Annotated in this window: 24 protein-coding genes and 3 pseudogenes; 12 read left to right on the forward strand and 15 right to left on the reverse strand. The window is 51.0% G+C overall.

The genetic code is table 11. The annotated features are described in order from the left end of the window. Positions 1-21: 21 nt before the first annotated feature. The 3 genes from U9M73_RS17230 to U9M73_RS17240 form a co-directional block, all read right to left on the reverse strand. On the reverse strand, positions 22-1,623 hold the full coding sequence (locus tag U9M73_RS17230) for a gamma-glutamyltransferase family protein (protein WP_323078249.1): 1,602 nt from the start codon (positions 1,621-1,623) through the stop codon (positions 22-24). A gap of 227 nt (positions 1,624-1,850) precedes the next feature. Beyond that, complete coding sequence (locus U9M73_RS17235; RefSeq protein ID WP_323078250.1) at positions 1,851-2,111, reverse strand: S-layer homology domain-containing protein; 261 nt, start codon at positions 2,109-2,111, stop codon at positions 1,851-1,853. Positions 2,112-2,122: 11 nt separating this feature from the next. Then, the gene (locus U9M73_RS17240; RefSeq protein ID WP_198136150.1) at positions 2,123-2,260 is read right to left on the reverse strand and encodes a hypothetical protein; all 138 of its coding nucleotides are present in this window, start codon (positions 2,258-2,260) and stop codon (positions 2,123-2,125) included. A 195-nt stretch (positions 2,261-2,455) separates the two neighbouring features. Here U9M73_RS17240 and U9M73_RS17245 point away from each other — a divergent pair, with 195 nt between their 5' ends. Next, the gene (locus U9M73_RS17245; RefSeq protein ID WP_323078251.1) at positions 2,456-3,745 is read left to right on the forward strand and encodes an NCS2 family permease; all 1,290 of its coding nucleotides are present in this window, start codon (positions 2,456-2,458) and stop codon (positions 3,743-3,745) included. Between the two features lie 100 nt (positions 3,746-3,845). Here U9M73_RS17245 and U9M73_RS17250 read toward each other — a convergent pair. Further along, positions 3,846-3,959, reverse strand: a pseudogene (locus U9M73_RS17250) (alpha/beta hydrolase); the annotation flags it as partial. A gap of 102 nt (positions 3,960-4,061) precedes the next feature. On the opposite strand from U9M73_RS17250, the gene U9M73_RS17255 reads away from it, so the two are divergent. Continuing rightward, positions 4,062-4,511: a MarR family winged helix-turn-helix transcriptional regulator gene (locus U9M73_RS17255; protein ID WP_009223426.1), complete on the forward strand. Its 450-nt coding sequence runs from the start codon at positions 4,062-4,064 to the stop codon at positions 4,509-4,511. Between the two features lie 4 nt (positions 4,512-4,515). Here the strand turns inward: U9M73_RS17255 and U9M73_RS17260 are convergent, their stop codons facing one another. Beyond that, positions 4,516-5,223: a MerR family DNA-binding transcriptional regulator gene (locus U9M73_RS17260; protein WP_323078253.1), complete on the reverse strand. Its 708-nt coding sequence runs from the start codon at positions 5,221-5,223 to the stop codon at positions 4,516-4,518. A 151-nt stretch (positions 5,224-5,374) separates the two neighbouring features. On the opposite strand from U9M73_RS17260, the gene U9M73_RS17265 reads away from it, so the two are divergent. Next, a complete protein-coding gene (locus tag U9M73_RS17265; RefSeq protein ID WP_323078255.1) occupies positions 5,375-6,259 on the forward strand; it encodes an alpha/beta hydrolase in 885 nt (294 codons plus the stop codon). A gap of 179 nt (positions 6,260-6,438) precedes the next feature. On the opposite strand, the gene U9M73_RS17270 is transcribed toward U9M73_RS17265, so the two are convergent. After that, positions 6,439-7,947: a malate:quinone oxidoreductase gene (locus U9M73_RS17270; RefSeq protein ID WP_009223424.1), complete on the reverse strand. Its 1,509-nt coding sequence runs from the start codon at positions 7,945-7,947 to the stop codon at positions 6,439-6,441. A 334-nt stretch (positions 7,948-8,281) separates the two neighbouring features. On the opposite strand from U9M73_RS17270, the gene U9M73_RS17275 reads away from it, so the two are divergent. From U9M73_RS17275 to U9M73_RS17285, 3 genes are read left to right on the forward strand one after another with little or no spacing between them, the layout of a single operon-like run. Then, a complete protein-coding gene (locus U9M73_RS17275; RefSeq protein ID WP_009223423.1) occupies positions 8,282-8,764 on the forward strand; it encodes a DUF2975 domain-containing protein in 483 nt (160 codons plus the stop codon). A gap of 12 nt (positions 8,765-8,776) precedes the next feature. Next, positions 8,777-8,989, forward strand: a complete 213-nt coding sequence (locus tag U9M73_RS17280; protein ID WP_009223422.1) for a helix-turn-helix domain-containing protein — start codon at positions 8,777-8,779, stop codon at positions 8,987-8,989. Between the two features lie 34 nt (positions 8,990-9,023). Next, positions 9,024-9,806, forward strand: coding sequence for a DUF817 domain-containing protein (locus U9M73_RS17285; RefSeq protein WP_323078259.1), 783 nt, complete (start codon positions 9,024-9,026; stop codon positions 9,804-9,806). A gap of 59 nt (positions 9,807-9,865) precedes the next feature. On the opposite strand, the gene U9M73_RS17290 is transcribed toward U9M73_RS17285, so the two are convergent. The 3 genes from U9M73_RS17290 to U9M73_RS17300 all read right to left on the reverse strand — a co-directional run bounded on the left by U9M73_RS17290 (position 9,866) and on the right by U9M73_RS17300 (position 12,948). Next, entirely contained in the window at positions 9,866-10,675 is an 810-nt protein-coding gene (locus U9M73_RS17290) for an alpha/beta hydrolase (protein ID WP_323078261.1), read from the reverse strand. Further along, complete coding sequence (locus U9M73_RS17295) at positions 10,672-11,724, reverse strand: ABC transporter substrate-binding protein (RefSeq protein ID WP_323078263.1); 1,053 nt, start codon at positions 11,722-11,724, stop codon at positions 10,672-10,674. The genes U9M73_RS17290 and U9M73_RS17295 overlap by 4 nt, the downstream gene beginning before the upstream one ends. 84 nt (positions 11,725-11,808) lie before the next feature. Then, positions 11,809-12,948 (reverse strand): AraC family transcriptional regulator, encoded by a 1,140-nt coding sequence (locus U9M73_RS17300; protein ID WP_323078264.1) that lies wholly within the window; start codon positions 12,946-12,948, stop codon positions 11,809-11,811. Positions 12,949-13,442: 494 nt separating this feature from the next. Here U9M73_RS17300 and U9M73_RS17305 point away from each other — a divergent pair, with 494 nt between their 5' ends. Both U9M73_RS17305 and U9M73_RS17310 read left to right on the forward strand, forming a co-directional pair. Continuing rightward, complete coding sequence (locus U9M73_RS17305; protein ID WP_009223417.1) at positions 13,443-13,820, forward strand: MerR family transcriptional regulator; 378 nt, start codon at positions 13,443-13,445, stop codon at positions 13,818-13,820. Continuing rightward, on the forward strand, positions 13,817-14,578 hold the full coding sequence (locus U9M73_RS17310; protein ID WP_323078267.1) for an SDR family oxidoreductase: 762 nt from the start codon (positions 13,817-13,819) through the stop codon (positions 14,576-14,578). Before U9M73_RS17305 ends, U9M73_RS17310 begins: the two co-directional genes overlap by 4 nt. 97 nt (positions 14,579-14,675) lie before the next feature. Here the strand turns inward: U9M73_RS17310 and U9M73_RS17315 are convergent, their stop codons facing one another. The 3 genes and pseudogenes from U9M73_RS17315 to U9M73_RS17325 form a co-directional block, all read right to left on the reverse strand. After that, the gene (locus tag U9M73_RS17315) at positions 14,676-16,067 is read right to left on the reverse strand and encodes an MATE family efflux transporter (RefSeq protein ID WP_009223415.1); all 1,392 of its coding nucleotides are present in this window, start codon (positions 16,065-16,067) and stop codon (positions 14,676-14,678) included. Between the two features lie 102 nt (positions 16,068-16,169). After that, on the reverse strand, positions 16,170-16,448 hold the full coding sequence (locus U9M73_RS17320) for a sigma factor-like helix-turn-helix DNA-binding protein (protein WP_323079159.1): 279 nt from the start codon (positions 16,446-16,448) through the stop codon (positions 16,170-16,172). Between the two features lie 12 nt (positions 16,449-16,460). After that, positions 16,461-16,622: pseudogene (locus U9M73_RS17325) on the reverse strand (sigma factor); the annotation flags it as partial. 180 nt (positions 16,623-16,802) lie between these two features. Between U9M73_RS17325 and U9M73_RS17330 the strand changes: the two are divergent. Together U9M73_RS17330 and U9M73_RS22235 are read left to right on the forward strand one after the other, a co-directional pair. Further along, entirely contained in the window at positions 16,803-19,193 is a 2,391-nt protein-coding gene (locus tag U9M73_RS17330; RefSeq protein WP_323078269.1) for a glycoside hydrolase family 16 protein, read from the forward strand. After that, positions 19,165-19,491, forward strand: a pseudogene (locus tag U9M73_RS22235) (ester cyclase); the annotation flags it as partial. The gene U9M73_RS17330 and the pseudogene U9M73_RS22235, both read left to right, overlap by 29 nt. An 84-nt stretch (positions 19,492-19,575) precedes the next feature. Here U9M73_RS22235 and U9M73_RS17335 read toward each other — a convergent pair. Together U9M73_RS17335 and U9M73_RS17340 are read right to left on the reverse strand one after the other, a co-directional pair. Next, positions 19,576-20,043, reverse strand: coding sequence for a hypothetical protein (locus tag U9M73_RS17335; protein WP_009223412.1), 468 nt, complete (start codon positions 20,041-20,043; stop codon positions 19,576-19,578). Positions 20,044-20,064: 21 nt separating this feature from the next. Beyond that, on the reverse strand, positions 20,065-20,550 hold the full coding sequence (locus U9M73_RS17340; RefSeq protein ID WP_009223411.1) for a GyrI-like domain-containing protein: 486 nt from the start codon (positions 20,548-20,550) through the stop codon (positions 20,065-20,067). A 99-nt stretch (positions 20,551-20,649) separates the two neighbouring features. Between U9M73_RS17340 and U9M73_RS17345 the strand changes: the two genes are divergently transcribed. Together U9M73_RS17345 and U9M73_RS17350 are read left to right on the forward strand one after the other, a co-directional pair. After that, positions 20,650-21,621: a helix-turn-helix transcriptional regulator gene (locus U9M73_RS17345; RefSeq protein WP_323078273.1), complete on the forward strand. Its 972-nt coding sequence runs from the start codon at positions 20,650-20,652 to the stop codon at positions 21,619-21,621. Between the two features lie 558 nt (positions 21,622-22,179). Next, positions 22,180-23,673 (forward strand): peptide MFS transporter, encoded by a 1,494-nt coding sequence (locus tag U9M73_RS17350; protein WP_323078276.1) that lies wholly within the window; start codon positions 22,180-22,182, stop codon positions 23,671-23,673. Between the two features lie 535 nt (positions 23,674-24,208). On the opposite strand, the gene U9M73_RS17355 is transcribed toward U9M73_RS17350, so the two are convergent. Then, positions 24,209-24,973, reverse strand: coding sequence for an MgtC/SapB family protein (locus U9M73_RS17355; protein WP_009223408.1), 765 nt, complete (start codon positions 24,971-24,973; stop codon positions 24,209-24,211).

Here is a 24,973-nt window from a genome sequence, read left to right on the forward strand (position 1 = left end):
TTTCTTCACTTCCCTTAGGGATTACCAAGCCGCGATCATGCCGTCCGTCCGGGATTCCGTCCCGCCGGCCAGCACGCCGGTTTGCGGATCCCGCCAAATGATTTGGCCGCGTCCGAAGCCTCCTCCGTCCGGCATCACTTCGATGGCATGCCCCTTTTGCCGGAGCGCCTCGATGAGCTCGCCCGGAAACTCCGGCTCTACCTGCACCTTCTTGCCGCCAACCCATTGCCAACGCGGGACATCCAGTGCCGCTTGAGGATTCAGCCGGTAATCCACCGTATTCATGATAACCTGCATATGGCCTTGTGGCTGCATGTAGCCGCCCATCACCCCAAACGGTCCGACCGCTTCTCCATCCTTGGTCAGAAACCCGGGGATGATCGTGTGATACGTCCGTTTCCCCGGCTTCACGAAGTTTGGATGCCGTTCATCCAACGAGAAGTCGGCCCCGCGATTTTGCAGACTAATTCCCGTCCCGGGGATCACGATACCCGAGCCAAAACCCATATAGTTGCTTTGAATATAGGACACCATATTGCCTTCCTCATCAGCGGCAGCCAAATAGACGGTCCCGCCCTTCGGCAGATCCATGGGTTTCGGGTCAAGCGCCGTGTCGCAGATCTCTTGGGTCCGTGACGAGGCGTATTCCCGGGACAACAGATATTCGGTCGAGACCGGCATATCCGCCGGCTCCGTGATCCAGGCCTGGCCATCCGTAAACGCGAACTTGAGCGCCTCGATCTGACGATGCACTGTCTCCGCGGAGAGCCACTCGGGCTGCCCCAGCTGCTCATAGATATTTAAGGCCATCAACGCGACCATCCCCTGCCCGTTCGGCGGAATCTCCCAAACCTCATAGCCCCGGTAATTCGCCGAAATCGGCTCAACCCACTCCGGCCGGTAGGCAGACAAATCAGATTTTCTTAAAAAACCGCCATGCTCTACCATAAAGTCGTCGATCCGCTGGGCCAGCTCCCCTTCGTAAAAATCCCGCGCCTCACTGGCAGCAATCCGGCGCAAACTCTCCGCATGACCTTTCGAACTCCACACTTCCCCGATCTCGGGAGCCCGTCCTTGCGGAGCGAAGGTGTGGAACCAGGCTTCGAACTCCGGTCCCTCCTGTTTGCGGTACGCCTGGTAAGCCCTCGCCCAATATTTGCCCAAGATCGGCGTCAGGGGGTACCCTTCCTCGGCATACCGGATCGCCGGCTTCAAGCTCTCCGTCAAAGGACGTCTGCCGAACTTCTCGGCCAGCTCCGCCCAAGCCGCGGGGACTCCGGGGACCGTGATCGGCACCAGCCCCAGCTTGGGCATTTGCTCATGTCCCCGCCGCTTCACGGCCTCGGCCGTCAGCAGGGCCGGCGCCGGCCCGGAGGCGTTCAAGCCGTGGAGCTTCCCCTTCGTCCAGACGAGGGCAAACGCATCCCCGCCAATCCCGTTGGAGGTCGGCTCGACGACCGTCAGCGCCGCCGCAGCCGCAATCGCGGCATCAATGGCGTTCCCCCCTTGCTGCAGGATCTCAAGCCCGGCCTGTGCCGCCAATGGCTGGGACGTAGCTACCATTCCTTTTTTCGCGAATACGGTATAACGCTTGGACGCAAACGGGTGATGCAAGTAATCCATTGACCTCACTCCTTTGGCTTAGGGTTCATGCAGAAGTGTCTAGGTGCAATGTAGTCTTATCTCATGCTGGTATAATAACATAGAACATTTCGCAGGAATAGAACGGTACAAAAAAGACCCCCATAGCCTAAACACTTTTCTCTAAGTGTCCAGTCTATGGGGACCTGTCTAGCTAGCCTCTCCTTTTCATCCAAATCAATCAAATGAATGCGGTCACCATGAGATCATCAATCAATCATGCCAAGTGCTTGCAGCGTTCTTACGAACACGTTAGCAGCCTGGGCGCGTGTCGTTTCACCCTTCGGACTGAAAGTATCCTCGCTTGTGCCGGTCATGATGTTCAGCTTGACCATCAGACGAACGTTCTCCAGGTAGGCCGCGTCCACACTCACCATATCCTTGTATCCGTTCAGAGTCACATTTTCCTTAGTTATCGGCAGCTGTTCAAGGGAAATTTGGATATACGGCTTACCCCAATGATTCTTCACATCGGTAAAGCTTACCGTATCGCGCCTAGGACTTTGCCTTCGGGCATACGGCTTGCAAACGCCGCCAGGATGTCCTTGTCGTCGGATTTGTCGGTCAAGGTGATCTTGAAGCTGATATCCTCGGGTTTCAGGTTGTTTGCGGCAAGCAAGTCCGTCAGCCCCGGAATCAGACCTAATCGCCGCCAGCTTTGTTATCATTGGCCATCGATCCGTATCAAGGAACAACTTGTAAAGGGCATTCCACCACAAACCGTGGTATAATAGCCTCTGGCATAAACGATAGGAATGAAAGTTCCTCGTTTGATGCGGGTGGGAGAGGGATATTTTGAAAGTGTGATTTCATCATGAAAGGAGTTTTTAAGCTTAAGCAACACCAAACGAACGTGAGAAGAGAGCTTGTCGCTGGATTGACCTCGTTCTTCTCTATCGTGTACATTATCGCCGTCAACGCCAACATCCTGAAGGATGCAGGAATTCCGCTGGAGGCCGGGATTATGGCCACCGTGCTGTCTTCGCTTGTCGGCTGTTTGCTGGTCGCGTTCGTTGCGAACGCACCGTTAATTCTCGTCCCCGGCATGGGGATCAACGCCTTGTTTACTTATACGATTGTAGGTTCGATGGGACTCAGCTACCAAGAAGCCTTGGGCGCAACGGTGCTTGCGGGCATCCTGTTCGTCGTGGTTGCCTTTACGGGCTTGTCTTCCCTGATCTCCAGGGCCATTCCGGCTTCCCTGAAGGAATCGATTTCCGTGGGAATCGGACTGTTCATTGCCTTCATCGGCTTGCAGAAGAGCGGCATTGTCACCGGCAACACCAGTCACTTTGTGGCGCTCGGCGACTTATCGGCGCCGCTGGTTCTAGCTTCGATCATCAACCTGATCGTTACGCTGTTCCTGTTCTTGAAGAAGGTTCCGGGGAATTTTCTGATCAGCATTATTTTAGGGACACTGGTGGCTTGGTTGTTCGGAATCGTTGACTTGGGATCGTTCACATCCGCATCGCTGTCGTTTCAAAGCTACAGTGACGTCTGGATGAGCGCAGACCTCCGCCATATCGCCAGCGTACCGTTCTTGACGGCTTGTTTCTCACTGGTGCTGGTGCTGGTCTTCGAAAATATCGGGCTTGTCCACTCGCAAGTGGATGGCATGCTGAATGCTCCGGAGAAGAACGGGAAATCGATGAAAGCCGTATCGATTTCCGCAATGGCTTGCGGCCTCTTGGGCACTAGCCCAACGGTTTCGACGGTCGAGACAGCTGCCGGCATTACCGCAGGCGGAAGAACCGGGTTAACTTCGGTGACGACCGGGCTGTTGTTCCTGGGCGCACTGTTCTTTATGCCCTTGATCAAAATGATCCCGGACGCCGCAATCGCCCCGATCTTGATCATCATCGGCGGACTGATGCTGACGAATATTACGAAGATCGATTTCAGCGATTTTTCCGAGGCGTTCCCTGCGTTTCTTGTGATTCTGATGATCCCTTTAACGTATAGCATTGTTGACGGCATTGCTTTTGGCTTTATCGCTTATCCGCTGCTCAAGATGTTTTCGAAGAAGCGGGAACAGCTGTCGATCTCCATGTTCGTCATCTCGTTCCTGTTCCTGGCTAACTTCCTGCTGCAGTCGGTTTTATAAAATAATCATTCATGAAAAAAAGTCGATCAGGATATACTCCTGACCGACTTTTTCTATTTATGTTATGGCCTCATCGGATCATTAATCATGTTCCCGCAAAACGGGCGAACGCCGCGATACAATCCAGCGTACCTTTCGGGGAGGCAAAAGCTGCGAAATCGCGGTTATACAAGCGGAACGGTTCGCTGACCAGATCGGTTCGGCCTCCAGCTGCTATATTGTCAACAATTAAATTGCAAAAAATATATATTCTTTTTGAATCATCTGCTATGATGAAGGTAAACCCTATAAATAAAGCCAATCGAGGTGCATCGTCTTGGAAACGAATGAGCAAAACTTGAAATTGGGGGAACATCTTTGTTTTTCGCTATACGCTTGCTCCCGGGCCATCCTTCGGATGTACCGCCCTTATTTAGATGAGCTGGAACTGACCTATCCGCAGTATCTGGTCTTGGTCACCTTATGGGAGAAGGAGAAGAGCACTATTAAAGAGCTCGGAGAAGCTTTGGATCTAGACACCGGCACCTTAACGCCTTTGCTCAAGCGGATGGAAGCTGCCGGACTCATTGAACGACAACGCGATTCCATAGACGAGCGCGTGGTAAATGTGCTGATCACGCCGAAGGGGAAGGCGCTGCAAGCGAAAGCGGCCTGCGTTCCGCAGTCACTGATTGACGCCACAGATATGAATCTCGAGGAGATCAACCAGCTCAATGACAGCATCAATCTGCTGCTGCAGCAAGTGAATGCCGCCGCTAGAAAATAAAAGGTCAAACTAGAGATTGAATATGGATATAAGCCATCAGCTCAGCGATTCCTTGATATTGGATCCTGAGCTTTTCATTGAGCTTCTCAAGCGCAACCTGGAAGGAACGATCGATTTTGGACAACCGGAACATGTCCAGGTCCTGCAATAGCTCCCGCAGATTCTCGATATAATATACCGTTCTGCGCAAACTGCTGATCACCAGAATCTTCCGCAATTCAGTCACCGAATAGATCCGATACCCGCTGACCGGATGCCGGGTCGAGGTAATCAGCCCCTCCTTCTCCCAGTGCCGAATAGCGGAAGGATTTACTCCCGCCAGCTCCGCCACCTTCCCGATCGTCATCGCATTTGTCAGCTTCCGGTTCTTATACATCCTGAAGTCCGCATGGCGAACCATCGTTAACAACTCCTCCACCCGCTGCTTCTCATCTTCAACCTGGGACAGTTGATGATTAATCAGCCACAGAGCTTCCATGACGCGGCCGGCCTTGATTTTCCGCATCACTTCATAGACGACGGGAATTTCATAACCCGCTAACAAGGACCGGATGGCGACAAAGGCTTGGTAATGCACCTTCGTATAGATTCTATGGTTGCCTGCCGTTCTCAAGACCTCCGGAATCAACCCTTGTTTCTCATATCTTCTCAACGTTGTTGTGCTAATATTCAACCGCTCAGCGATTTGTCCAGGCGTATAAGTCTCTTCCATAACCTCACCCCTTACTTTAAGTAAAACCTTAAGGTGCTACGTTAATTTGTTGGTCTAAAATCACTATAACATCGGGGATTCCATGCGACAAAACCGAAAGATTGCATGAATGTTATATCCTGTAGGTATCACATGTAAGGGAGCGATCTGAATGAGTCAAATCAAGCTTGTCACTCTATCCGACGGTTCAACGTTAGAGGTCGGCCTGACCGGGAAACCCAGTGGCCCTATCCTCATGTTGCCCATCGCCAAAAAATCCGTCACCGGCCAAGAAGCGGAAAGTCTTAAAATGTGGGGCGTCGACCCCGAGCTAGGAAAACATTTCGTGGAGGGCTTGTCTGATTTGTTCCAGGTGCTGCATTTTGATTATGAAGGCCATAGGTTTCAGCATTACCAGCCCGATCGGTTGACAGCGGAGTATATCGCACTTGATTTCTTGCATATCGCTGATCAAATGGGAGTCGATACGTTCAGCTACTACGGCTATTCCTGGTTAGCCTTAGCCGGCCTGCAGCTGGCGCTCCGGACAAATCGATTGGAGAGCTTAATCATGGGAGGATTCCCGCCTTATGAAGGACCTTACCGGGAGATGTTGACGGTCACCGCCAAAACCCATGAACAGGCGCTGCAACCGTCCTCGTCCTCGTCTACGGAGGAACAATTTCAGGACTTCGTTAGCCCGGAAGAATATGATTGGGATCAGGTGCAGGTGACATTAGATCCGGCGCAAACAAAGCAATTTCTGACCCTGTACCAAAGCTTGTCCGATTTCGATGACACGTCTGTACACGACAATCTCACGTTTCCCAAGCTTACCTTCGCCGGCGAAGCGGACCGAATCGTGTATGGCGAGAACTTTGGCAGTGTGACCGTTGATATCGCAGGGGCTTTACGTAAGAATGAACAAACCTTGCGCCAGCTCGGCTGGGATGTGGCCATTTTACCGGGGAACGCGATGGACCATACGAAAGCCATGCAGCCTGAGACCGTACTTCCCTTGATTAAGCCCTGGCTGGCTACTAACTTGTTAAAATAAACAGAGGTCGCCGCCCTCAATGCCCCTTCTCACGCCTCTTTCCCACCATTATCCCTTTCGTTCAGTGCTTGCTTGCATGACCTGATGCAACGGGATAATCCTCAAGGGAGGGCGCAAAAAATAAAGAGCTAACCGCAGATTGACCACGGCTTAGCTCTTTTCTAATCACCTAGATGAAATTATGATACTGAAGCTTCTTGCTTGGTTCCCGACAATCCAAGGGCCAGCGCAGTTGATTGTTGTAGAGTACGGAAGAGTTCCGGGTTCTCCGACAGCGACAAGCCGTACGAAGGAATCATCTCTTTGATCTTCGGCTTCCAAGCTTCGAGGTGCTGCGGGAAGCATTTCTCAATAACCTCCAGCATGACGTGCACCGCAGTCGAAGCTCCCGGGGAAGCGCCAAGCAAGGCGGCAATCGAGCCATCCGCAGCGCTGACAACCTCGGTGCCGAATTGCAACGTGCCTTTTCCGCCTTCCACCGTATCCTTGATGACCTGCACCCGCTGACCGGCGACGATCAGATCCCAATCCTCGCTCTTGGCCCCTGGGACAAAATCCCGCAGTTCCTCCATCCGTTGTTCCTTCGACAACATAAGCTGCCCAATCAGGTATTTGGTTAACGCGATCTCTTTGACCCCCGCCGCCAGCATCGTCAGAAGGTTATGCGGCTTAACAGAGGTGATCAGATCAAACATGGATCCAGTCTTGAGGAACTTCGGCGAAAAACCGGCAAACGGTCCGAACAACAGCGATTTCTTGTTGTCGATGAACCGGGTGTCCAGATGGGGAACGGACATCGGCGGTGCTCCCACCGAAGCTTTGCCGTAAACTTTGGCATGATGCTGTTCCACCACTTCCGGATTGTTGCACACCATAAACAATCCGCTGACCGGGAAGCCTCCAATCCGCTTGCCTTCCGGGATGCCGGATTTTTGCAGCAAATGCAAGCTCCCGCCGCCGGCACCGATGAAGACGAATTTGGCGGTATGGCGCTCGATAGCCCCGCTGTTCAAGTCTTTTACCTTCAATTCCCACAACCCGTCCGGCGTCCGTTTCAGCTTCTTCACGCTGTGCTTGTAGCGGATGTCCACGCCTTTATCTTTCAAATGATTCAGCAACATCCGCGTCAAGGCGCCGAAGTTGACGTCCGTACCCGAATCGATCTTCGTCGCCGCAATCGGCTCGTCAGTCTTCCGATCCTTCATCATCAGAGGAACCCATTCTCTGAGTTTCCCCGGGTCCTGGGTGAACTCCATCCCTTGGAACAGCGGATGGGCAGACATCGCTTCATAACGTCTTCTCAGAAATTTGACGTTCTGCTCCCCGCGCACATAGCTCATATGAGGCAGCGGCATGATGAAATCCTGCGGATTTCGGATCAGTTGGCGCTGAACCAGATAAGCCCAGAACTGTCTGGATACCTGGAACTGTTCATTCACCTTAATTGCTTTGCTAATATCAACGGTTCCGTCCGACCGCTCGGTGGTATAATTCAATTCGCACAGAGCCGCATGACCGGTTCCCGCATTATTCCACTCGTTTGAGCTTTCCTCCCCTGCCCGCGCAAGTTGTTCAAACACCGTGATGTTCCAGTCCGGCGCCAATTCCTTCAGCAGGGTCCCCAACGTCGCACTCATAATTCCGGCACCAATCAAAATAACATCTGTACTTGTTTGTCCGTGATTCATGTTTACCGTCCCTTATGACCTTATTTTGCTGAAAGGATGTAAGCGCTCTCGATTTGTCCTCGCTTCAAACTTCGAGACGAGCTGGCCCACACCTTTTCCGTAATTATTGATCTAATTCAAGTGTAACAACAATAGTGAGGGATTGAAATATTTATTTCTTAGATATTAATAATTGATTTTTTTAAGCCATCCAAAAAGAACTTATCGGTTTAATCCTCCAATTTTATTCTTTTTCGATATATACACCTCATTTATTAATAAATATTTATTGATTATCAATAAAAAACATGCTAAATTAACCTCACACTAATCCTACGCGAGGTGCTGTTGTGATATGAAACGTGAACAAGGCTCTACCCTGTTCTTAAGGGGCGTCGTATTCCTGATGGGCATCGCGATCCTTGCCGTCTGCGTCTTCGGGGTCCCTGAGGTTGCCAAAGAAATGGTGGAATATTATCCGCCATACATCTATCTGACCCTGCTTATTCCGATGTATGCTTCGGCCATTCCGTTCTTCTTTGCGCTTTACCAGACGCTGAAGCTGCTAAGCTATATCGATAAAAATACGGCTTTCTCCGAAGCCTCGGTGAAGGCTTTAAAGAGCATTCGAAACTGCGCGATCGCCATCTGTATCTTGTATGCGGTCATTTTGCCGATTCTGTTGATTATTGCGGAGAAGGATGACGCACCGGGACTCGCCGCGATCGGACTGGTCATCTGTTTCGCTTCGCTCGTCATCGCCGTCTTTGCCGCCGTGCTTCAAAGGCTCTTAAGAAATGCCATCGACATCAAATCGGAAAACGATTTAACGATCTGAGGTGAGGAATCCATGGCCGTAATTATCAATCTTGATGTCATGCTGGCAAAACGGAAAATGAGCGTCACGGAGCTTTCGGAGAAAGTGGGCATTACGATGGCGAATCTGTCGATTCTGAAAAACGGGAAGGCCAAGGCCATTCGTTTCTCCACGCTGGAGGCGATATGCAAGGCGCTGGATTGCCAGCCCGGAGATATTTTGGAGTATCGAGATGATGAAGAGTAGCTCAAATTCGATACAAAATAAAAGGGTGTCCTCTATGGGCGTACAATTGGGATATGCTCTGCAACAGTTGGTTCGCTTTGGTTGGCAACAAGCGTTGTCCTGCGTTTTTCCCGTCGTCATCTTCGCTTCGCTGGCTTTAACGCAGTGGTTTCCTCTCCCCTGGCTGCCCCGCTATGACTGGCTGCTGATCATCTGCCTCGCCATGCAGGTATGGATGGTTCGTTCTGGACTGGAAACCCGCGACGAATTGAAGGTTATTACTGTATTCCACCTGATCGGCTTGGCGCTGGAGTTGTTTAAGGTGCATATGGGGTCTTGGTCGTATCCCGAGGAGGGTTGGACGAAGGTGAACGGCGTTCCCCTCTACAGCGGGTTTATGTATGCGAGTGTGGCCAGTTATCTGTGCCAGGCCTGGCGGCGCCTGAAGGTGGATCTCGTTCGCTTTCCCCCGCTCTGGCTGGTCGTCCCGCTTGCTGCCTCCATTTACCTGAATTTCTTCACTCATCATTATTGGATCGATGTTCGGTGGTGGCTGTCGGCGCTGGTGCTGATCGTCTTCTGGCGGACTTGGGTCACCTATGAGGTCGGCGGCAAGCCTTACCGGATGCCGTTAACCCTTTCGTTTGTACTGATCGGGTTCTTCATTTGGATCGCGGAGAATGTCGCCACCTTCTTTAGCGCCTGGAGGTATCCAAACCAATCCGACGGCTGGCATCTCGTCCATCTTGGCAAGATCAGCTCTTGGCTGCTGCTGGTCATTATCAGTTTCCTGATTGTGGCGGCATTAAAGCGGGTGAAGGGGCGGAAGACACAATGAAAGACCATCCTAAATGGATGGCCTTTTCCATTAACCGCATAAGCTAACAGTCCAGTCTCTTATCTTAGGTTGCTCCATAAAAATCGAGGGATTCGGCCTAATGCGCCCGGTAGGACGCTAAGATGCTCTTCCCCGGCAAATTCGTTGAGCACGGTATACACCTTTCGCTTCGAAAGCTCCTCCATACATTGAGCTGCCTTCTTCGCTCCCTCGACCATATCGGGAAGCTCCTCTGCTCCAATCGCCAGCATGAGATGAATGGGATGCTCTCCGCACCAGGCTTCCTTCAATCGCTCCAACTGCCTCAGCACTTCGTATTCTCCCCACCAGACTGATGGGCTGATGGCTACATAATGAGAGTATAACCGCGGTCTTATTGCTAAGGCATACAGTGTCAGCAACCCTCCAAGTGAATGCCCAACCACAGCTTGCCTTGTTGAATCGATGGGCCACTCCTTCCCTACCCACGGCATGAGATCTTGTTCCAGAAAGTCAAGGAACGCATCCGCTTCACCATAAGGCGGCCAAGCTTCACCACCGGGACGTACCGGCAACGTTTCAGGCGCAACAGGCAGCGTGAAGTCGCGGCAACGTCGGTGCATATCATAGGGAACTTTTGATGGGTAAGCAATCCCAACAACCAAGATTGGATCGTATCCCTTGGGTTTGCGCGTCTGCAGCTTGACGGTTTCAGCCAACGTCTGAAAGAGCGCATCTCCATCCAGTGTATAGACAACGCCATACCCGCCTTCCGGGGGAGGATCTGCTGGAGCCGCAATAAGGATCCGGTATTCACTGCCTGCCTTAGATGACATGAGGAACTCAAAGCATCGCTCCGGTTGGTAAGGAATCCTCGTGATCGTCGTCATGGCGCAAGGAAACCAACCACATCGTCAATGACTTTTCCTTGGGCAATCAAACCGCCGCTCAGCCAGTAATCGCTATTGGTTTCATAGACATGCCCTGCTTTCACGGCTGGAACGGTCTGCCACAACGAACTTTTCTTCAGTTCCTTCAGATATGCATCCCCCTGGTTGCCGTCATTGGCCAGGAAGATATAATCTGCATCCAGCTCAGGCAGGATTTCAAGGGAGACTTGAAAAGCGCCATCCTTCACCAAAGTGCTCTGTTCAAAACCAAGCTCGTGATTCATGACATAACCGCTGTAATACTGATTATTCATAAAGAACATGCCTTTGGCGTTAAAACGGATAATCGCCGCCTTTTTACCTTCTACCAGGGTGGACAATTTTTCGCGTGTGCTAGCGACCTTGTCGTTATACTCTTTTAAAGCCTCTTCGGCCTCACCGGACTTGTCTAACAGTTCCCCCAAAATTTGAATTGAGCTGCTTAGATCGGTGGCTGCGTTCTCGAACACATAGGTTGGGGCAATTTTGGATAATTGCTCGTAACCGCCTTTCTCCGCGTAAGCTTGATTATTCAGAATAATCAAATCAGGTTCCAGCGCCATAATAGCTTCTGGCGAAGGCATACCTCCAGCGAAGCTGATCTGTGGCACATCTCCCAGTTGATCCTGCAAGTACAACTGAGGTTCGACGCCGTTGGACCATTGGACCACCGGTTTTACTCCTAGCACTAGCAGAGAATCCTCCATCATCGGGGCAAAAATTCTAACCGGTTTTGACGGAATCGTGACTTCGTGTCCGAGCTCATCCGTAACTGTGAGAGGATAAACCTGCGCTTGATCCTCTGCTGATGAATCAGAGACGGCGGCTGCACTTCCTTCTCCGTCTGACGCCTTCGCGGACTCTGCTACGGAACTAACCTGGCTCCCCTCACCCTCGGTTTTACTCGAGCCACATGCGGGAAGAACCGTTACAACAGCCAGTAGCAGGACTGACAAACCTATCGATTTGATCACACTCAAGTATGGATTCACAGCTTTTGAGCTGTTCATATTTACCCATAACCCCTTTCTCATTGATAATCAATCTCAATAAGATGATTATAATGAGAGGCTCCCCCCTAGGCCATGGACAGTTCAAGGAGGGGAGATTGGACTTTTTCCGGTTAACATCAATACCCCTTCCTCCAGCATTCGATTCACCGCGATCGCGGAATACTCAAACCAAGGATTGGACGGGATCTGATATAATTGCCCCTTCTTTACGGCGTTCAGCCGCTGCCACGAGGGATCGTGCTGCAAGGTTAGCCAATGTACGCGTGTAGCCGCATCCGGGCAAACTAAGAGGAACAACCGGTCAGGGTTCAGCTCTTGGAGTTGTTCCCGAGAAATCGGCTCGTTACATAACCCAAGCTGTTTAGGGATGGTATGTAAAGCCAGATCTTGATACAACACATCCCGTATCCCCCGATTACTGTACAGGAACATCTGATCTTCGCATAATCGTAAGGTCACGGTCAGCTCCTTCCGGGATGCGGAACCCATGGTTTTTCTAGCTTGGTCTACCCGCTGCTCATAATCTGCAATCCAGCTCTCGCCTTTCTTCTGTTCCCCAAGCGCTGAGGCCATCTCCATGAGCTGTCCTTTCCAATCCCTCGATTCGATCGGGATCAGTTCAACGCCGTTTGCTCTAAGCTCACTAGCCATATGTTGCGATAACGGCTCAATGAAGAATAAGCAATCGGGTTTGGCCTGGACTAGCATTCTGATGTTCTTCGCTTCCGTCTCCAAATGTGAGCAATCCAAATGTACCTGAATCTCGTTCTGATAGTATATGTAATAGTAAGGGGTCCACTTCGGATCAATAGGAGCCGCTACAGGAACGATGCCAAGAGCGAGCAAGTTCCCCATGGCCCCGACAGATATCACCGCAATCCGTTTGCGCCAGTTCTTCCGATAAGCGGAAGGCGACTCCCCAACTTCCTTCTTGAACTTTTTGCTCAAATAAAATTCATCGCTGTATCCGGCAAGCTTGGCAATATCGCGTAAACACATATCCGTCTCACGAAGCAACTGCTTGACTCTCCCGATCCGCAAGTCCGTAAGATAATCCATGACATTTTGCTGGTAGGCGTTCTTGAACGCTTCTCCAAAATAGTTTGGACTCAAGCCGGTTAACTGCGCCAGATCGTCAATCGACAACGGTTCATGGTGATGATCCGCCATATATTCCCGAATATCTTTTAACGACATGCGCGTCAAGTCTACCTCTTTCATCGATTATGCCCCCCCCTGGACCAGATATCCATCCGCTTTATTCTGGCATTAGTATAAAATTACTGATAATGATTATCAATATCATTTTGTCGGTTTCAAAGAAAAAGAGCACCTCCAGTAGGTGCTCGTCTCTTTTGAACGCAAACTATGTACTTTGTTACACTCTAACGTCAAAATGACCTTCACTATCCGTGGTAGCGGTCTGGTCACACTCCTTGTTTTCGTCGTCATCTAGCTGCCGCGTCACGCACCAAAGGCAACCGCGGTTGCTTTGCCGATCCCCCGGGCTGCTCCGGTGATGATCGCAACTTTTCCTTTTAAGGATTGTGCCATTTTCTTTGGCTCCTCTCTTTTTTGGTCTTCACTCCTCCCTTATTATACTGCACTCGGACAGGCAAACGTAAATACGAAGAAGCACAGTTGACTTAAACCAAGGTTTAAGTCGTATGATAGTCATGTCGACAAGAAATCCTTAAGATTTGGAGGCCTCCACTATGAAGTACTATACCATTGGCGAAGCTGCAGCCATGTATCATATACCAGAGTCTACCTTGCGCTTTTATGAGAAAAAAGGCCTTCTTCCGTTTATCGAACGGGACGAGGCGGGGAGAAGACTATTTTCGGAACGTCAATTGGCGTTGCTGCAAATCGTAACTTGCCTTAAGAACACCAACATGCCCATCAGCCAGATTAAGCAGTACATGGACTGGGTTGTGGAGGGAAATTCTACAGTAGAGAAACGACTCGACATGCTGTTGAAGCATAAGCAAAACGTGCTAGATGAAATCGCATTAATGCAGGAATACCTGAAGGGGATTGAAGATAAAATCGATCGTTATCAAAAACAACTTCGTGGAGGAGAGAACCTATGAAGCTTACAGGAAATACGATATTGATTACTGGCGGCGGCTCCGGGATCGGGCTCGCCTTTGCAGAGAAATTCGTGCAAAACGGAAATACCGTCATCGTTATCGGCCGGCGGGAAAGCGTGCTTGAGCAAGCTCGGAAACAAGTGCCGGGCTTAATCACTCAAGTTTGCGACTTGGCTCAAGAAAGCGATCGTGTAGCCTTGTTCGATTGGGTGACAACAAACTATCCCGACGTGAACGTGCTGATTAATAATGCCGGGATTCAACTGCGCTACAACGTGCTCAAAGCGGACGCGAGAGACAACTGGTACGATTATAGCAAGGAGATTACGACGAATATCGAAGCGCCTGTCCATTTGTCCATGTTGTTTGCCCCTTACTTCGCGAAGAAAGAAACGGCAGCAATTATTAACGTCACTTCTGGTTTGGCGTTTACTCCTTTTGCAATTGCGCCGGTGTATTCGGCAACAAAAGCGGCGCTTCACTCTTACACCATGAGCTTAAGACACCAACTGTCTGCAACATCCGTTGAAGTCATTGAAATTGCTCCTCCTGCAGTGAACACAGATCTGGGAGGCAGCGGTCTGCATACGCATGGGGAACCGCTGGATGCCTTCACGGAAGGCATTTTCCAAGGTTTAGCCGAAGGCAAGCAGGAAATCGGGTACGGTTCCTCGATCGCACGCCTGCGGATGTCCCGAGACGATATCGACAAATATACAGAACAGCTGTACCAAGCCAACAAAGACTCTATTGAGTAATGAGGCTGGAGCGTAAAAGGAAGAAGGGGATGTCCCAAAAGTCATCGTAGATGACGGAGGGACGTCCCCTTTCTTGTTTCTCTTGCTTATATAAGGTTTAAGCGGAGGCCCCGAGCGCCTCCTCCGTTGCGGAAACCGGCTTGACGAGCGCTTTCTTCTCCCAAGCCCGGCTTCTCCAGCGAAGCAGCATGATCAGTCCGCGCAGCCATTCATCCACGGCAAATGCAATCCATATCCCAAGGAGTCCAATCTCCAGGTGAACGCCCAGCAGGTAGGCCAGCGGAACCGAGACGCCCCACATCGAGCATACGCCCATCAGGACGGGGAACCGCGCATCCCCGGCGGCGCGCAGCGAATTGATGATGACCATATTGAAGGTCCGGCCAGGTTCAAGCACGATCGACAGCAGGAAGATGCTAGCTCCGGTTGCGATAATCGCAGGATCTTCGGTGAACAAACCGATGAGGTCATGGCGGAAGATCGAAGCCGCACCAACAATGGCCAAGGTGAGCAGGAAGCTGATCCGTACGCTTTTCATCAGTCGCTTATAGGCGGCCTTCATCTCCCCTGCTCCAACCATTTGACCGACGATAATCTCTGTCCCTGCCCCAATCGACGCGGCCAGTGCCATAAAATAGTTGGAAATGTTCATCACGTAAACATGCGTATTTAGGGCGGTAATGCTAATCATGTTCACGAAACCCATGATCATCAGGTACTGCGATTGCCAAGCCAGATGCTCTCCCGCCGCCGGCAGCCCAACGCTTAGAATCTGCTTCGCATAAGTCCCGTTCCAAGTCACATAGTCCTTCCCGTGAATCGGAGCAGGAACCCGGCGATACAAGATGAAGAACAGAACAATGATGCCGACAAAACGGCTGACGACGGTCGAGATCGCCGCACCGGTCACGCCCATTTCCGGAAAGCCGAGGTTCCCGAAGATCAGCAGATAGTTGCCGGTGACGTGGAGAAGATTCACGCCCAGCGTTACATACATGACGCTTTTGGTATTGCCGCTCGAACGGATGACCGACGATACTGCGTAAGACAGCGCCTCGATCCACATAAAGCCGCCGATGATCTTCAGATAATGGCTGGCGATGCCAATCTGTTCCTCATTCAGGTTGAGCAACCGCAGGAGCGGCTCTCCAAAGCCAACGAGGACCAGGCTGACGAAGATCCCGAAGATCAGGTTCATCGAAATCGCAAGCGCCGAGACGCGGCTCGCTTCTTTCTCTCGCCCAGCACCGATATACTGGGAGACGGCCACACTCGTCCCGATGCCAACAAATCCAAACATCAGAATGCAGAAATAGATAATCTCATTCGCTAAGCCCACCGCCCCGGTAGCCGTATCGGAAATTCGGCTGAGCATAAACACGTCGACGGTGCCAAGCATCATCCGTAACACCGAATCGATAAAGATCGGCCAGGTCACGGCAAATAGGCTAAGTTTCTTCCATGATGGTATACGTTCAGTTAAAGTCACGTTTTTACAAGCTCCTACTAGGTGAATTCTTTGTCGCCTTCCCTAGTGTAGCTCTCATCAACTGATCCGTCTATGGGAAAAATTATGTTTAGACAAGTTGCCCTAAAGAAAAAAGGCACCCCGTCGGGTGCCAGTTTCGTTTCTTAGGATTTGCTTGGACGACCAGTCAAAGACATCCTTCAAAATCAATACGGCCCGTTGACGAGGAGGCAAAGTCTGCAGAAGCGCGATGAAGCAGAGTTGCAGGGTATCCTTGCGGATGAGCGCCTCCTCGGGATTTTCACCAAAATCAGGGGCCAGCCAAATCCAAGTAGAATCGGGCAACGTCTCCCGAGGTTCCACGATGGAGCTCGCCGGATCGGACAGATCGACGGGAAGCACCCGACGTTTCGCTTGCCTCAGTTTATCCAGACAGAGGTTGGAGGCGATCCGATAGATCCATGTCTTCGGCGAGGATTCCTGCCGGAACGAGCTCCAGCTGGAAAAAAGTGAGGAACCTTTAATTATATTCTTTTCCCCCTCCCGAATCCCTTTCAGAGGAAGGTCCCCTTCCACAAATTATTTAAAATTTTCGTTACTTGGTTGCTCCCCCAAAAAAAGAGCACCTCACCCGAAATCTGGTGCCTACTCATCAGATGACCGGATTGTTAGAATGAAAGCGTTCTCCCATGTAAGTAAGTATTTTCCTTGGTGTGCATAGGTTGGGAGGATGAGAATAATAAAGGGAGGGTATTTATGAAACGGACTCACTTTGCAGAAAGGCGGCTCGCTCGAAACGTATTCAGCTTGCTCCTGGCGGTCATCATGGCAGTTGGCGTCAGTTTCGTGCCGACGCCGAAGGCTCAGGCAGCAGGGACAACGATTACTTCGATGAGCTACTTCTCACCGGCAGACGGGCCGGTCATCACCAAGTCGGGGGTCGGACAAGCGAGCTACGGCTTTGTTATGCCTATTTTTAATGGCGGTTCGGCTACCTGGAGCGATGTGGTGCAGGATTTAGGCGTCAAAGTGAAAGTTAATGGCAACTGGGTCGACATCGACAGTGTCAGCAGCTTTGTCTACAACCAGAACTGGGGGCACTGGAGTGACAGCGGCTTTAACGGTTATTGGTTCGTCCTTTCCGCAACCACAGAGATTCAACTGTACTCCAGAGCAAACGGGGTTACGCTTAATTACACTCTCGTCTTTCAAAATATCAACAAAACCACGATCACGGCGATGACACCAACGCAAGGTCCGGTTATTACCGCAGGATTTACGGGCGGGGCTGGCTTCACCTATCCCGTGTTCAATAACGATCCGTCTATTCCTTATGCCGCGGTTGCCGACGATTTGAAGGTGTATGTGAAGCCAGTGAACAGCAACACCTGGATCGATATCGATAACAATCCGGCCAGCGGCTGGATCTATGACCAGAACTTCGGCCAATTCACCGATGGCGGCGGGGGTTACTGGTTTAACGTCACGGAGTCCATCAACGTGAAATTGGAATCGAAAACTTCGTCAGTGAACCTCGTGTATACGATTATTTTTAATGAGCCGGTAAGAAATTCGTATACCCTGACTCCTTATGAGGGAACGACGTTCACTGCAAATGAAAGCGGTGCCATCGGGTTGCCCCTGCCGAAAATCGACGGAGGCGCTCCCATTGCCTCGGAGCTGGAGAATTTCGTTTATCAGATCAACGTCAACGGTCAGTGGGTTGAACTCGCCGATTCCAGCCAAAGCGGATTCGTCTATTCCGCGAATGGTTACAACAACTTATCCAGCGCCAATCAATGGGGCTATTGGGCTGACTACATCTATGGCCTGTGGTTCCAGCCGATCCAACAGGATATGCAAATCCGTATCGGATATCCTCTAAATGGGCAAAAGGGCGGTAACGTCGGCAACAACTACGTCACGTATACCTTCATCGGCAATCCTAACGCCCCGCGGCCGGATGAATCCGACCAAGAGGATATTCCGCTCAGCACGCCAAGCAATCCGAACATTGACGGTTTGACGCTCATCTGGCAGGATGAATTTACCGGTTCCCAGCTAGATATGAGCAAGTGGAATTATGAACAAGGATATTACCTCAATGACGATCCGGGCACCTGGGGTTGGGGCAATGCGGAGCTGCAGCATTACACGAACAGCCCGCAAAATATTTTCGTTCAGGATGGAAACCTAAATATCCGGGCGTTAAATGACCCTAAATCCTTCCCGCAGGATCCAAATCGTTATGCGCAATATTCTTCCGGCAAGGTTAACACCAAGGATCACTTCTCGTTGAAATACGGCCGAGTGGATTTCCGCGCGAAGCTGCCTACGGGGAACGGGATTTGGCCGGCGCTGTGGATGCTGCCTCAGGATCAAGCCTACGGCACCTGGGCCGCTTCCGGTGAAATCGACGTCATGGAAGCTCGGGGGCGTCTGCCTGGTATCTCCTCCGGCGCCATTCACTTCGGCGGACAATGGCCGGCCAATACGCATCTTTCCGGCGAATACCACTTCCCATCCGGGCAAACCATCGCCAATGACTTCCATGTCTACTCCGTCGTTTGGGAAGAGGACAACATCAAATGGTATGTAGACGGCAAGTTCTTCTTCAAAGCGACCCGGGATCAATGGTATTCCACGGCAGCACCAAACAACCCGAACGCACCTTTCGATCAGCCGTTCTATCTCATCATGAACCTGGCCATCGGCGGGAACTTCGACGGCGGCATCGCCCCAGGACCTGGCGATATCCCGGCAACGATGCAAGTCGATTATGTGCGCGTCTATAAGGACAACGGCAATGGCGGCGGCGGTCAGAATCCCGGAAACCCGGGAGATCCGGGCACGCCCTCCACGATTGTGATCGGCGATCAAGTGAAGGGGCTGAAGAAAACCGGCGATAACCTGTTGTTCTACGTCAACGGCGCGACTTTTGCGGATCTGCATTATAAGATCAATAACGGTGTGCAACTCAATGTCGCCATGACCCCGGTGGGGAACGGCAACTATACCTATGCGGTTAACAACCTGAGCCAAGGGGATGTGGTGGAGTATTTCTTCACCTATAACCCCGGGCAAGGGGCGCTGGATACCCCGTGGCAAACCTACATTCATGGGGTTACACAAGGAACGCCGGAATAAACCGGTGAGACTGCTCAATAGCCAATCATCAATACTAGGGCTCCCTATCGGGGGCCCTGGTTCTCTTTTTGCATGCGTACGAAGTTCGTCGAATACAATAAATCGGGATTTGGGGGATTATCTAAACAGTGAGCCGCCTTATATTTCGAGCCGCTTACGCTTTGATGTCACGCCCAAGGGGCAATTTCTGGGTCTACCTGTCAATGGCAGAAGTGTGTTGTTCTATGAAAATGTCATTTACAAGTACGAAGACGGGAAAATCAAGCAGGTGTGGTCCGTCATCGACAAAGCGGCGATTGAAGCTCAAATTTTTGATCCCGCTCCCTTGTCGCGGAAGATGAAAAAGGCCGCTCACGTTGAACGGCCTTCCTTTCAGCTTTTTTTAATACTCGCCCTTAATCACGAAGAACGAGCCCCGGATCGTACCAGCCAATTTCGACTTCTGTCGGGCAAACTTAAACTTCTTCTCCTCCAGTTCCTTAGGGACCTCCATCCCTTCAGACAGCTTAAATCCCACGGCCCGCTTCTTCGGATCGTCCAAGGTGTACATGACGTTAACCCCTAAGCCATCCTCATAGAAGACGAACGCCCACCGGATGTTTTCCACTTGAAAAAACGACGTTTCTAACGGCTTCGCCGAGAACTCGATCCCCCGTTCTTCTTTTAATATCCGGTTCACATAATCCAGGGTTTCCTGGCTTTCGCTGGCCGGTTCAACCGTAAACACATGCTTATATTTGTTCATAAAATAACGCGCCTCATTGGCTCGCAGCCCGGCTAACGCCTCTGCTACAGGAGAGGATTCTAAACCGATGGTGGATACATTTTTGAAATCAACGACATAGGACATGCTTAACCCTCCTCTTCTTCTCTATTTCCTTACGACGGGGATCCACATTTCTCCCACGACGCGACCATTCTCTTGCTCCATCAATACCGAGGCGTTTGGCCCACCAACATAAGCGACATGATTCAATTCCGGCAGGACTTGGCCAAAAGCGATCCCCGCCAGCTGATTACTGAATTCATCCGCCGTTGTGCCTTCCCCTTTGACAATCAGGTACTCCCCCTTCGGGAATTGAATGACCCGAGAGTCTTCCGAGTCCGGCAGCGTTTCGCGGCTCAATACGCCGACGTAATACATCATTTTGTTATTGACCGCTTCATTTACGGCAAAGACGTAGTCGTTCTCCGCGATCGCTTTAAGCTGATCGAGTCGGCCGTCCTCGGTGACGGCTTGCCAGAAGCTCGACTTTTCCTTGTTGATGCCGGCGAAATCCGTGTAATGACTTTTTAATTCCGTACCCAGCCCAAATACCGTAAAGCTATCCTTCTCTTCCAAAACATAATTTGCCATGTTTCAAAACCTACTCTCATTTAAAATTTGTTTTCTGTTCTTGATGGGTTTATCATAACTTTAAATCATGTCAAAAAATGAACCTGTTTAGGAGTCCCGATGAAAAAAGTTGAACGGATTAACACCATCATGCGCTATATCAACAACCGGTCCCACTTTACTATCACGGAAATTATGCAGGAATTTAACATCTCCCGCTCGACGGCAATCCGAGACATCCGCGAAATCGAAGCTTTGGGAATGCCGCTCGTTGCTGAGGTTGGACGGGACGGCGGCTATTCGGTGATGCACAACTCGATCCTGCCCGCCGTGCGGTTTACGGATAACGAGGTCAAAGCGCTGTTCATCGCCTTCATGGCCACAAGAAACGCCCAGCTTCCGTATCTCAAGAGCCGCCAGTCCTTGGCTGAAAAATTGCTGGGGCTGATCTCGAAAAACCAGCAGGACGATCTCCTGCTCCTGGATGAAATTCTGCTCTTTGAAGGGACCAACCCGCATAATCCCGACCTGCTGGAGCTTTCGGATCTCCCTCACCCAATGCTGGAGAAGCTGATCCGACACCTGCTTCTCGACAGCTATTTATGGATTACCCTTGAAGAAGGGGAGGGAATCAACTCGTATCCTATTTTTCTCTTACACCTTTATCATGAGAAAAGTCTGTGGTGGATGGAAGTCTTTGATTTACAGGAAGAGAAGAGGAGAATGTTCTCCGTTGACCAACTCACCCAAGTCGAGCTCTACTACCCTAAGAAGCGAATGAGCCGGAAGAAGATTTTGGAGCTCCTTGGCAAGCAAGAGGAAGCATACAACCTGATCCTTGAACTCGGCCCCCGTGCCATTGCCCAATACAAAAAATATCATCCCTTAAAAGCATTCATTTCCTATACCAATCCGTATCAAACCACCGCCATGATGAAGATGGTTGTCCAAGCCAACGAACCCGAGGAGCTAACTGAGACGATCAACTGGCTGCTGTTCCTGGGGGAAGACCTGGAATTCAGAAAAGTGCCGGAAGAAGTCATGGAAGGATTGCGTCAGAGAGGTAAGGAGATGGAGCAGTTGTTCTTCTAAAAGCGCTCAAAGCAATCGTAATTGCGCTGACGATAGAACTCGGGAGCGCCCTTGGCGTCGCGATCGTGGGTACCGTATTAACCGAATCCTTTACCCGGCATCTACCGGCAAATCTTCAGCAAGATTCAGTCCCTCACACGGTCGCGGATGCCATTACCGCGGCCCCTGATCAACAAGCCGCCATCATCAACGCCTTTGTCTCGGGAGCCCAATCCGCGCTGCATGTCGCAAGCGTCGTTACGCTCCTCGTCGGCATCCTCGTTGTCGCAGCAACCTTTCGAGCTAGTCGGCGACTGCTCGATCAGAGCCTGAACGCTGCAAGTTCAACAACCGCTCCCAACAGATAGAACACGCTGTCCCGAGGGCAGCTCGAAAACGAGTCGCCGTCCAAATCCGAGTAGGGATTGGGGACGGCGATATTTTTTAGGTGGCTGTGAGAAACCCATTGTATAGTTAAGCCCAGCTTCCTTATGCTATACTATATTTTCCGTATCCAGTTGAAAATGGGTGATACGGGGTATTCTTATAGTGATTGCCGCTTAGGGAGGATATGACAGCATGACGGATTTAACCAAACAACAAGTGGTGGAGAGCGTTCCGCAACGAGGATTTTTTGGACATCCCAAGGGATTGTTCACTCTGTTCTTCACGGAGTTTTGGGAGCGGTTCTCCTATTATGGAATGAAAGCCATTCTGACCTACTACATGTATTACGAATTGAGTCGAGGCGGACTTGGCATGGAGGAGAGCGTGGCTCTCGCCATTATGTCCATTTACGGCTCCCTGGTGTACATGTCCGGCATTATTGGCGGTTGGTTCGCGGATCGGATCTTCGGTGAGTCGAAAGCGGTATTTTACGGCGGCATCCTCATTATGTTGGGGCACATCGCCTTGGCGATCCCGGAAAGCGTCCCCTTATTTTTTGTGTCCATGGTGCTCATCGTCTTGGGGACAGGCTTGCTGAAGCCCAACGTATCGAGTGTGGTCGGCGAGCTTTACAGCGAGCATGACCAGCGCCGGGATGCAGGCTTTAGCATCTTCTATATGGGGATCAACCTGGGGGCGTTTATCGCTCCGCTGATCGTAGGTACCGTCGGCCTGGATTACAATTTCCACCTGGGCTTCGGCATTGCCGCCGTGGGGATGTTCCTTGGACTTGCTATTTTTGTCTTAACTCGAAAAAGAAATCTCGGCCTCGCCGGCACAATCGTTCCTAGCCCGCTTTCACCGGCGGAACGCAAGAAAGTGTTCCTGCAAATCGGCCTCGGCCTATTGCTTCTTGTGGTGATCGTCGCCATTACCATCCCGCCCGGTTGGTTAACCTTCGATTCGTTTATCGTGATCGTCGGCATCCTGGGGCTCTTGGTCCCCACTGCCTATTTTGTGGCCATGTACCGCAGTCCACGAACGAGCAAGGTGGAGCGCTCCAGACTGATCGCGTATATTCCGCTGTTTATTGCGGCAATCATGTTCTGGGCGATTCAAGAACAAGGGTCTACCATCCTGGCGAACTATGCAGATAAGCGGACGCAATTGGATTATGCCGGATTTCATATTTCGCCGGCTTGGTTCCAATCGTTAAACCCTTTATTTATTATTACCCTGGCCCCTGTCTTTGCCTGGTTCTGGCTCAAGCTGGGCAAGCGGCAGCCTTCGATTCCAAAGAAATTCGCTTTGGGCTTGTTGTTCGCCGGCTTATCATTCCTGGTGATCCTTTTGCCGGCTTACTTTGGCGGCGAGAATTCCTTGGTGAATCCGCTATGGCTCGTGCTGAGTTATTTCATCGTTGTGCTGGGAGAGTTGTGCTTGTCTCCGGTAGGGCTGTCGGCGACGACCAAATTGGCGCCTTCCGCCTTCTCCGCCCAGACCATGAGCTTATGGTTCTTGTCCAGTGCGGCAGCCCAATCAATCAATGCGCAAGTGGTTAAATTCTATTCGCCTGCCACAGAAATGGCGTACTTTGGGGTCATTGGAGGAGCGGCCATTGTCCTCGGCATCCTGCTCTTCGCTTTCTCCTCGAAAATTCAGGGGTTTATGAAGGGAATCCATTAAAAATAAACCACGCAAAATTACAAAAACGGCGATTCTCCAAGAACGGAGGATCGCCGTTTGCGTGCATTGACCTACCCCAATCCCTTCACGCTCGTCCGTATGTTCAAAAACATAATGAGGGCGAAAAGACATAAATCCGATCACTTGCTCTCGATCCAGTACCAGCAAAAACGCTTGTTCCTTTAACCTTTCAAAGTATCACTTCAGTAAAGTGGTTGCCGCTGCGCCAGCGGTCAGATCGGACTGGTAGGTATGCTCACGAGCGGATAAGGGCGGGATAAATTCATGATCGTAACGGCACAGCAAGTCCCATACCCCTTCCAGGAGAGCGGGGTCCGTCAGCGTTTCGTAATATCGGTATTAGATCGACAAAGTGGGTTCACTCCTCTAGAGTTCCTAAGATGTATTTATCTATCATACTTTATCCTTTGAAACCTTTGGCGATTAAACATCGTTTGAATTTCATCCTCCGCGGCTGCAGACCATCTGTAACAACAAATAGAGCTATCCCTAGAGGGATAGCCCTTGACCTTCATTATAACATTCTGGAGGCGGACACGCTGGAATGCGCCGGATGCGACTTCAACGCCTCAGCCGTTTCAAAGGAATGGATGCAATCCAGAGCAAGCAGCTTATCGAATACCCGAAGCAGATCCTTTGAGCGCGGCTTATGCAGCTTGATTCGCAGCGTTCGTACGCCTTCATCTTCTTGATCATCGTTAGGAGCGTCTAAGGACATATGCACAATGAGCAGTCCCTCCTGCTCGAACAATTCCGCAACCTTAGCGACGCCGCCCTCCTTATTCAGGATCCGAACGGTCACTTCATTTCGGCTGCGTTTGTTATGGAAGCTCTTCTCAAACTTATTGAGCAGCACCAGAATAATAATGACCAGTACTGTCACAAGCACCGCTCCAAAAAAGAAGCCCGCCCCTACACATAAGCCAATCGCTGCCACAACCCAAATGGAGGCCGCCGTCGTTAACCCTGAAATACTGGAGCCGTTGCGAATGATGGCCCCCGCGCCCAGGAAGCCGATGCCGGATACCACTTGAGCAGCCAGCCGCGCCGGGTCCATCCGAACGTTATATTCGTTGGAAAAGTCGCCAAACCCATAAATGGACAGCAGCATAATCATCGTTGACCCTACGCAGACCAGAATATGCGTACGGAAACCGGCTGCATGGTTATGCCATTCCCGTTCTAACCCAATCAAGCCGCCTAACAGAAGCGAAATCACGATTCGCAGCGATAAGTCCACATAGGAAATATTCCACAAACCCGCGTCAATCAGCTTCAT

The organism is Paenibacillus phoenicis (assembly GCF_034718895.1).
Lineage (GTDB): Bacteria > Bacillota > Bacilli > Paenibacillales > Paenibacillaceae > Fontibacillus > Fontibacillus phoenicis.

What these genes read in the sequence shown, in the direction of transcription:
- U9M73_RS17340 (WP_009223411.1), bottom strand. Translation starts at nt 20,550, where the DNA reads ATGGCAAATTATGTTTTGGAAGAGAAGGATAGCTTTACGGTATTTGGG.
- U9M73_RS17355 (WP_009223408.1), bottom strand. Translation starts at nt 24,973, where the DNA reads ATGAAGCTGATTGACGCGGGTTTGTGGAATATTTCCTATGTGGACTTA.
- U9M73_RS17290 (WP_323078261.1), bottom strand. Translation starts at nt 10,675, where the DNA reads ATGACGACGATCACGAGGATTCCTTACCAACCGGAGCGATGCTTTGAG.
- U9M73_RS17230 (WP_323078249.1), bottom strand. Translation starts at nt 1,623, where the DNA reads ATGGATTACTTGCATCACCCGTTTGCGTCCAAGCGTTATACCGTATTC.
- U9M73_RS17285 (WP_323078259.1), top strand. Translation starts at nt 9,024, where the DNA reads ATGGGCGTACAATTGGGATATGCTCTGCAACAGTTGGTTCGCTTTGGT.
- U9M73_RS17245 (WP_323078251.1), top strand. Translation starts at nt 2,456, where the DNA reads ATGAAAGGAGTTTTTAAGCTTAAGCAACACCAAACGAACGTGAGAAGA.
- U9M73_RS17345 (WP_323078273.1), top strand. Translation starts at nt 20,650, where the DNA reads ATGAAAAAAGTTGAACGGATTAACACCATCATGCGCTATATCAACAAC.
- U9M73_RS17330 (WP_323078269.1), top strand. Translation starts at nt 16,803, where the DNA reads ATGAAACGGACTCACTTTGCAGAAAGGCGGCTCGCTCGAAACGTATTC.
- U9M73_RS17280 (WP_009223422.1), top strand. Translation starts at nt 8,777, where the DNA reads ATGGCCGTAATTATCAATCTTGATGTCATGCTGGCAAAACGGAAAATG.
- U9M73_RS17335 (WP_009223412.1), bottom strand. Translation starts at nt 20,043, where the DNA reads ATGTCCTATGTCGTTGATTTCAAAAATGTATCCACCATCGGTTTAGAA.
- U9M73_RS17275 (WP_009223423.1), top strand. Translation starts at nt 8,282, where the DNA reads ATGAAACGTGAACAAGGCTCTACCCTGTTCTTAAGGGGCGTCGTATTC.
- U9M73_RS17260 (WP_323078253.1), bottom strand. Translation starts at nt 5,223, where the DNA reads ATGGAAGAGACTTATACGCCTGGACAAATCGCTGAGCGGTTGAATATT.
- U9M73_RS17265 (WP_323078255.1), top strand. Translation starts at nt 5,375, where the DNA reads ATGAGTCAAATCAAGCTTGTCACTCTATCCGACGGTTCAACGTTAGAG.
- U9M73_RS17305 (WP_009223417.1), top strand. Translation starts at nt 13,443, where the DNA reads ATGAAGTACTATACCATTGGCGAAGCTGCAGCCATGTATCATATACCA.
- U9M73_RS17295 (WP_323078263.1), bottom strand. Translation starts at nt 11,724, where the DNA reads ATGAACAGCTCAAAAGCTGTGAATCCATACTTGAGTGTGATCAAATCG.
- U9M73_RS17310 (WP_323078267.1), top strand. Translation starts at nt 13,817, where the DNA reads ATGAAGCTTACAGGAAATACGATATTGATTACTGGCGGCGGCTCCGGG.
- U9M73_RS17270 (WP_009223424.1), bottom strand. Translation starts at nt 7,947, where the DNA reads ATGAATCACGGACAAACAAGTACAGATGTTATTTTGATTGGTGCCGGA.
- U9M73_RS17350 (WP_323078276.1), top strand. Translation starts at nt 22,180, where the DNA reads ATGACGGATTTAACCAAACAACAAGTGGTGGAGAGCGTTCCGCAACGA.
- U9M73_RS17300 (WP_323078264.1), bottom strand. Translation starts at nt 12,948, where the DNA reads ATGAAAGAGGTAGACTTGACGCGCATGTCGTTAAAAGATATTCGGGAA.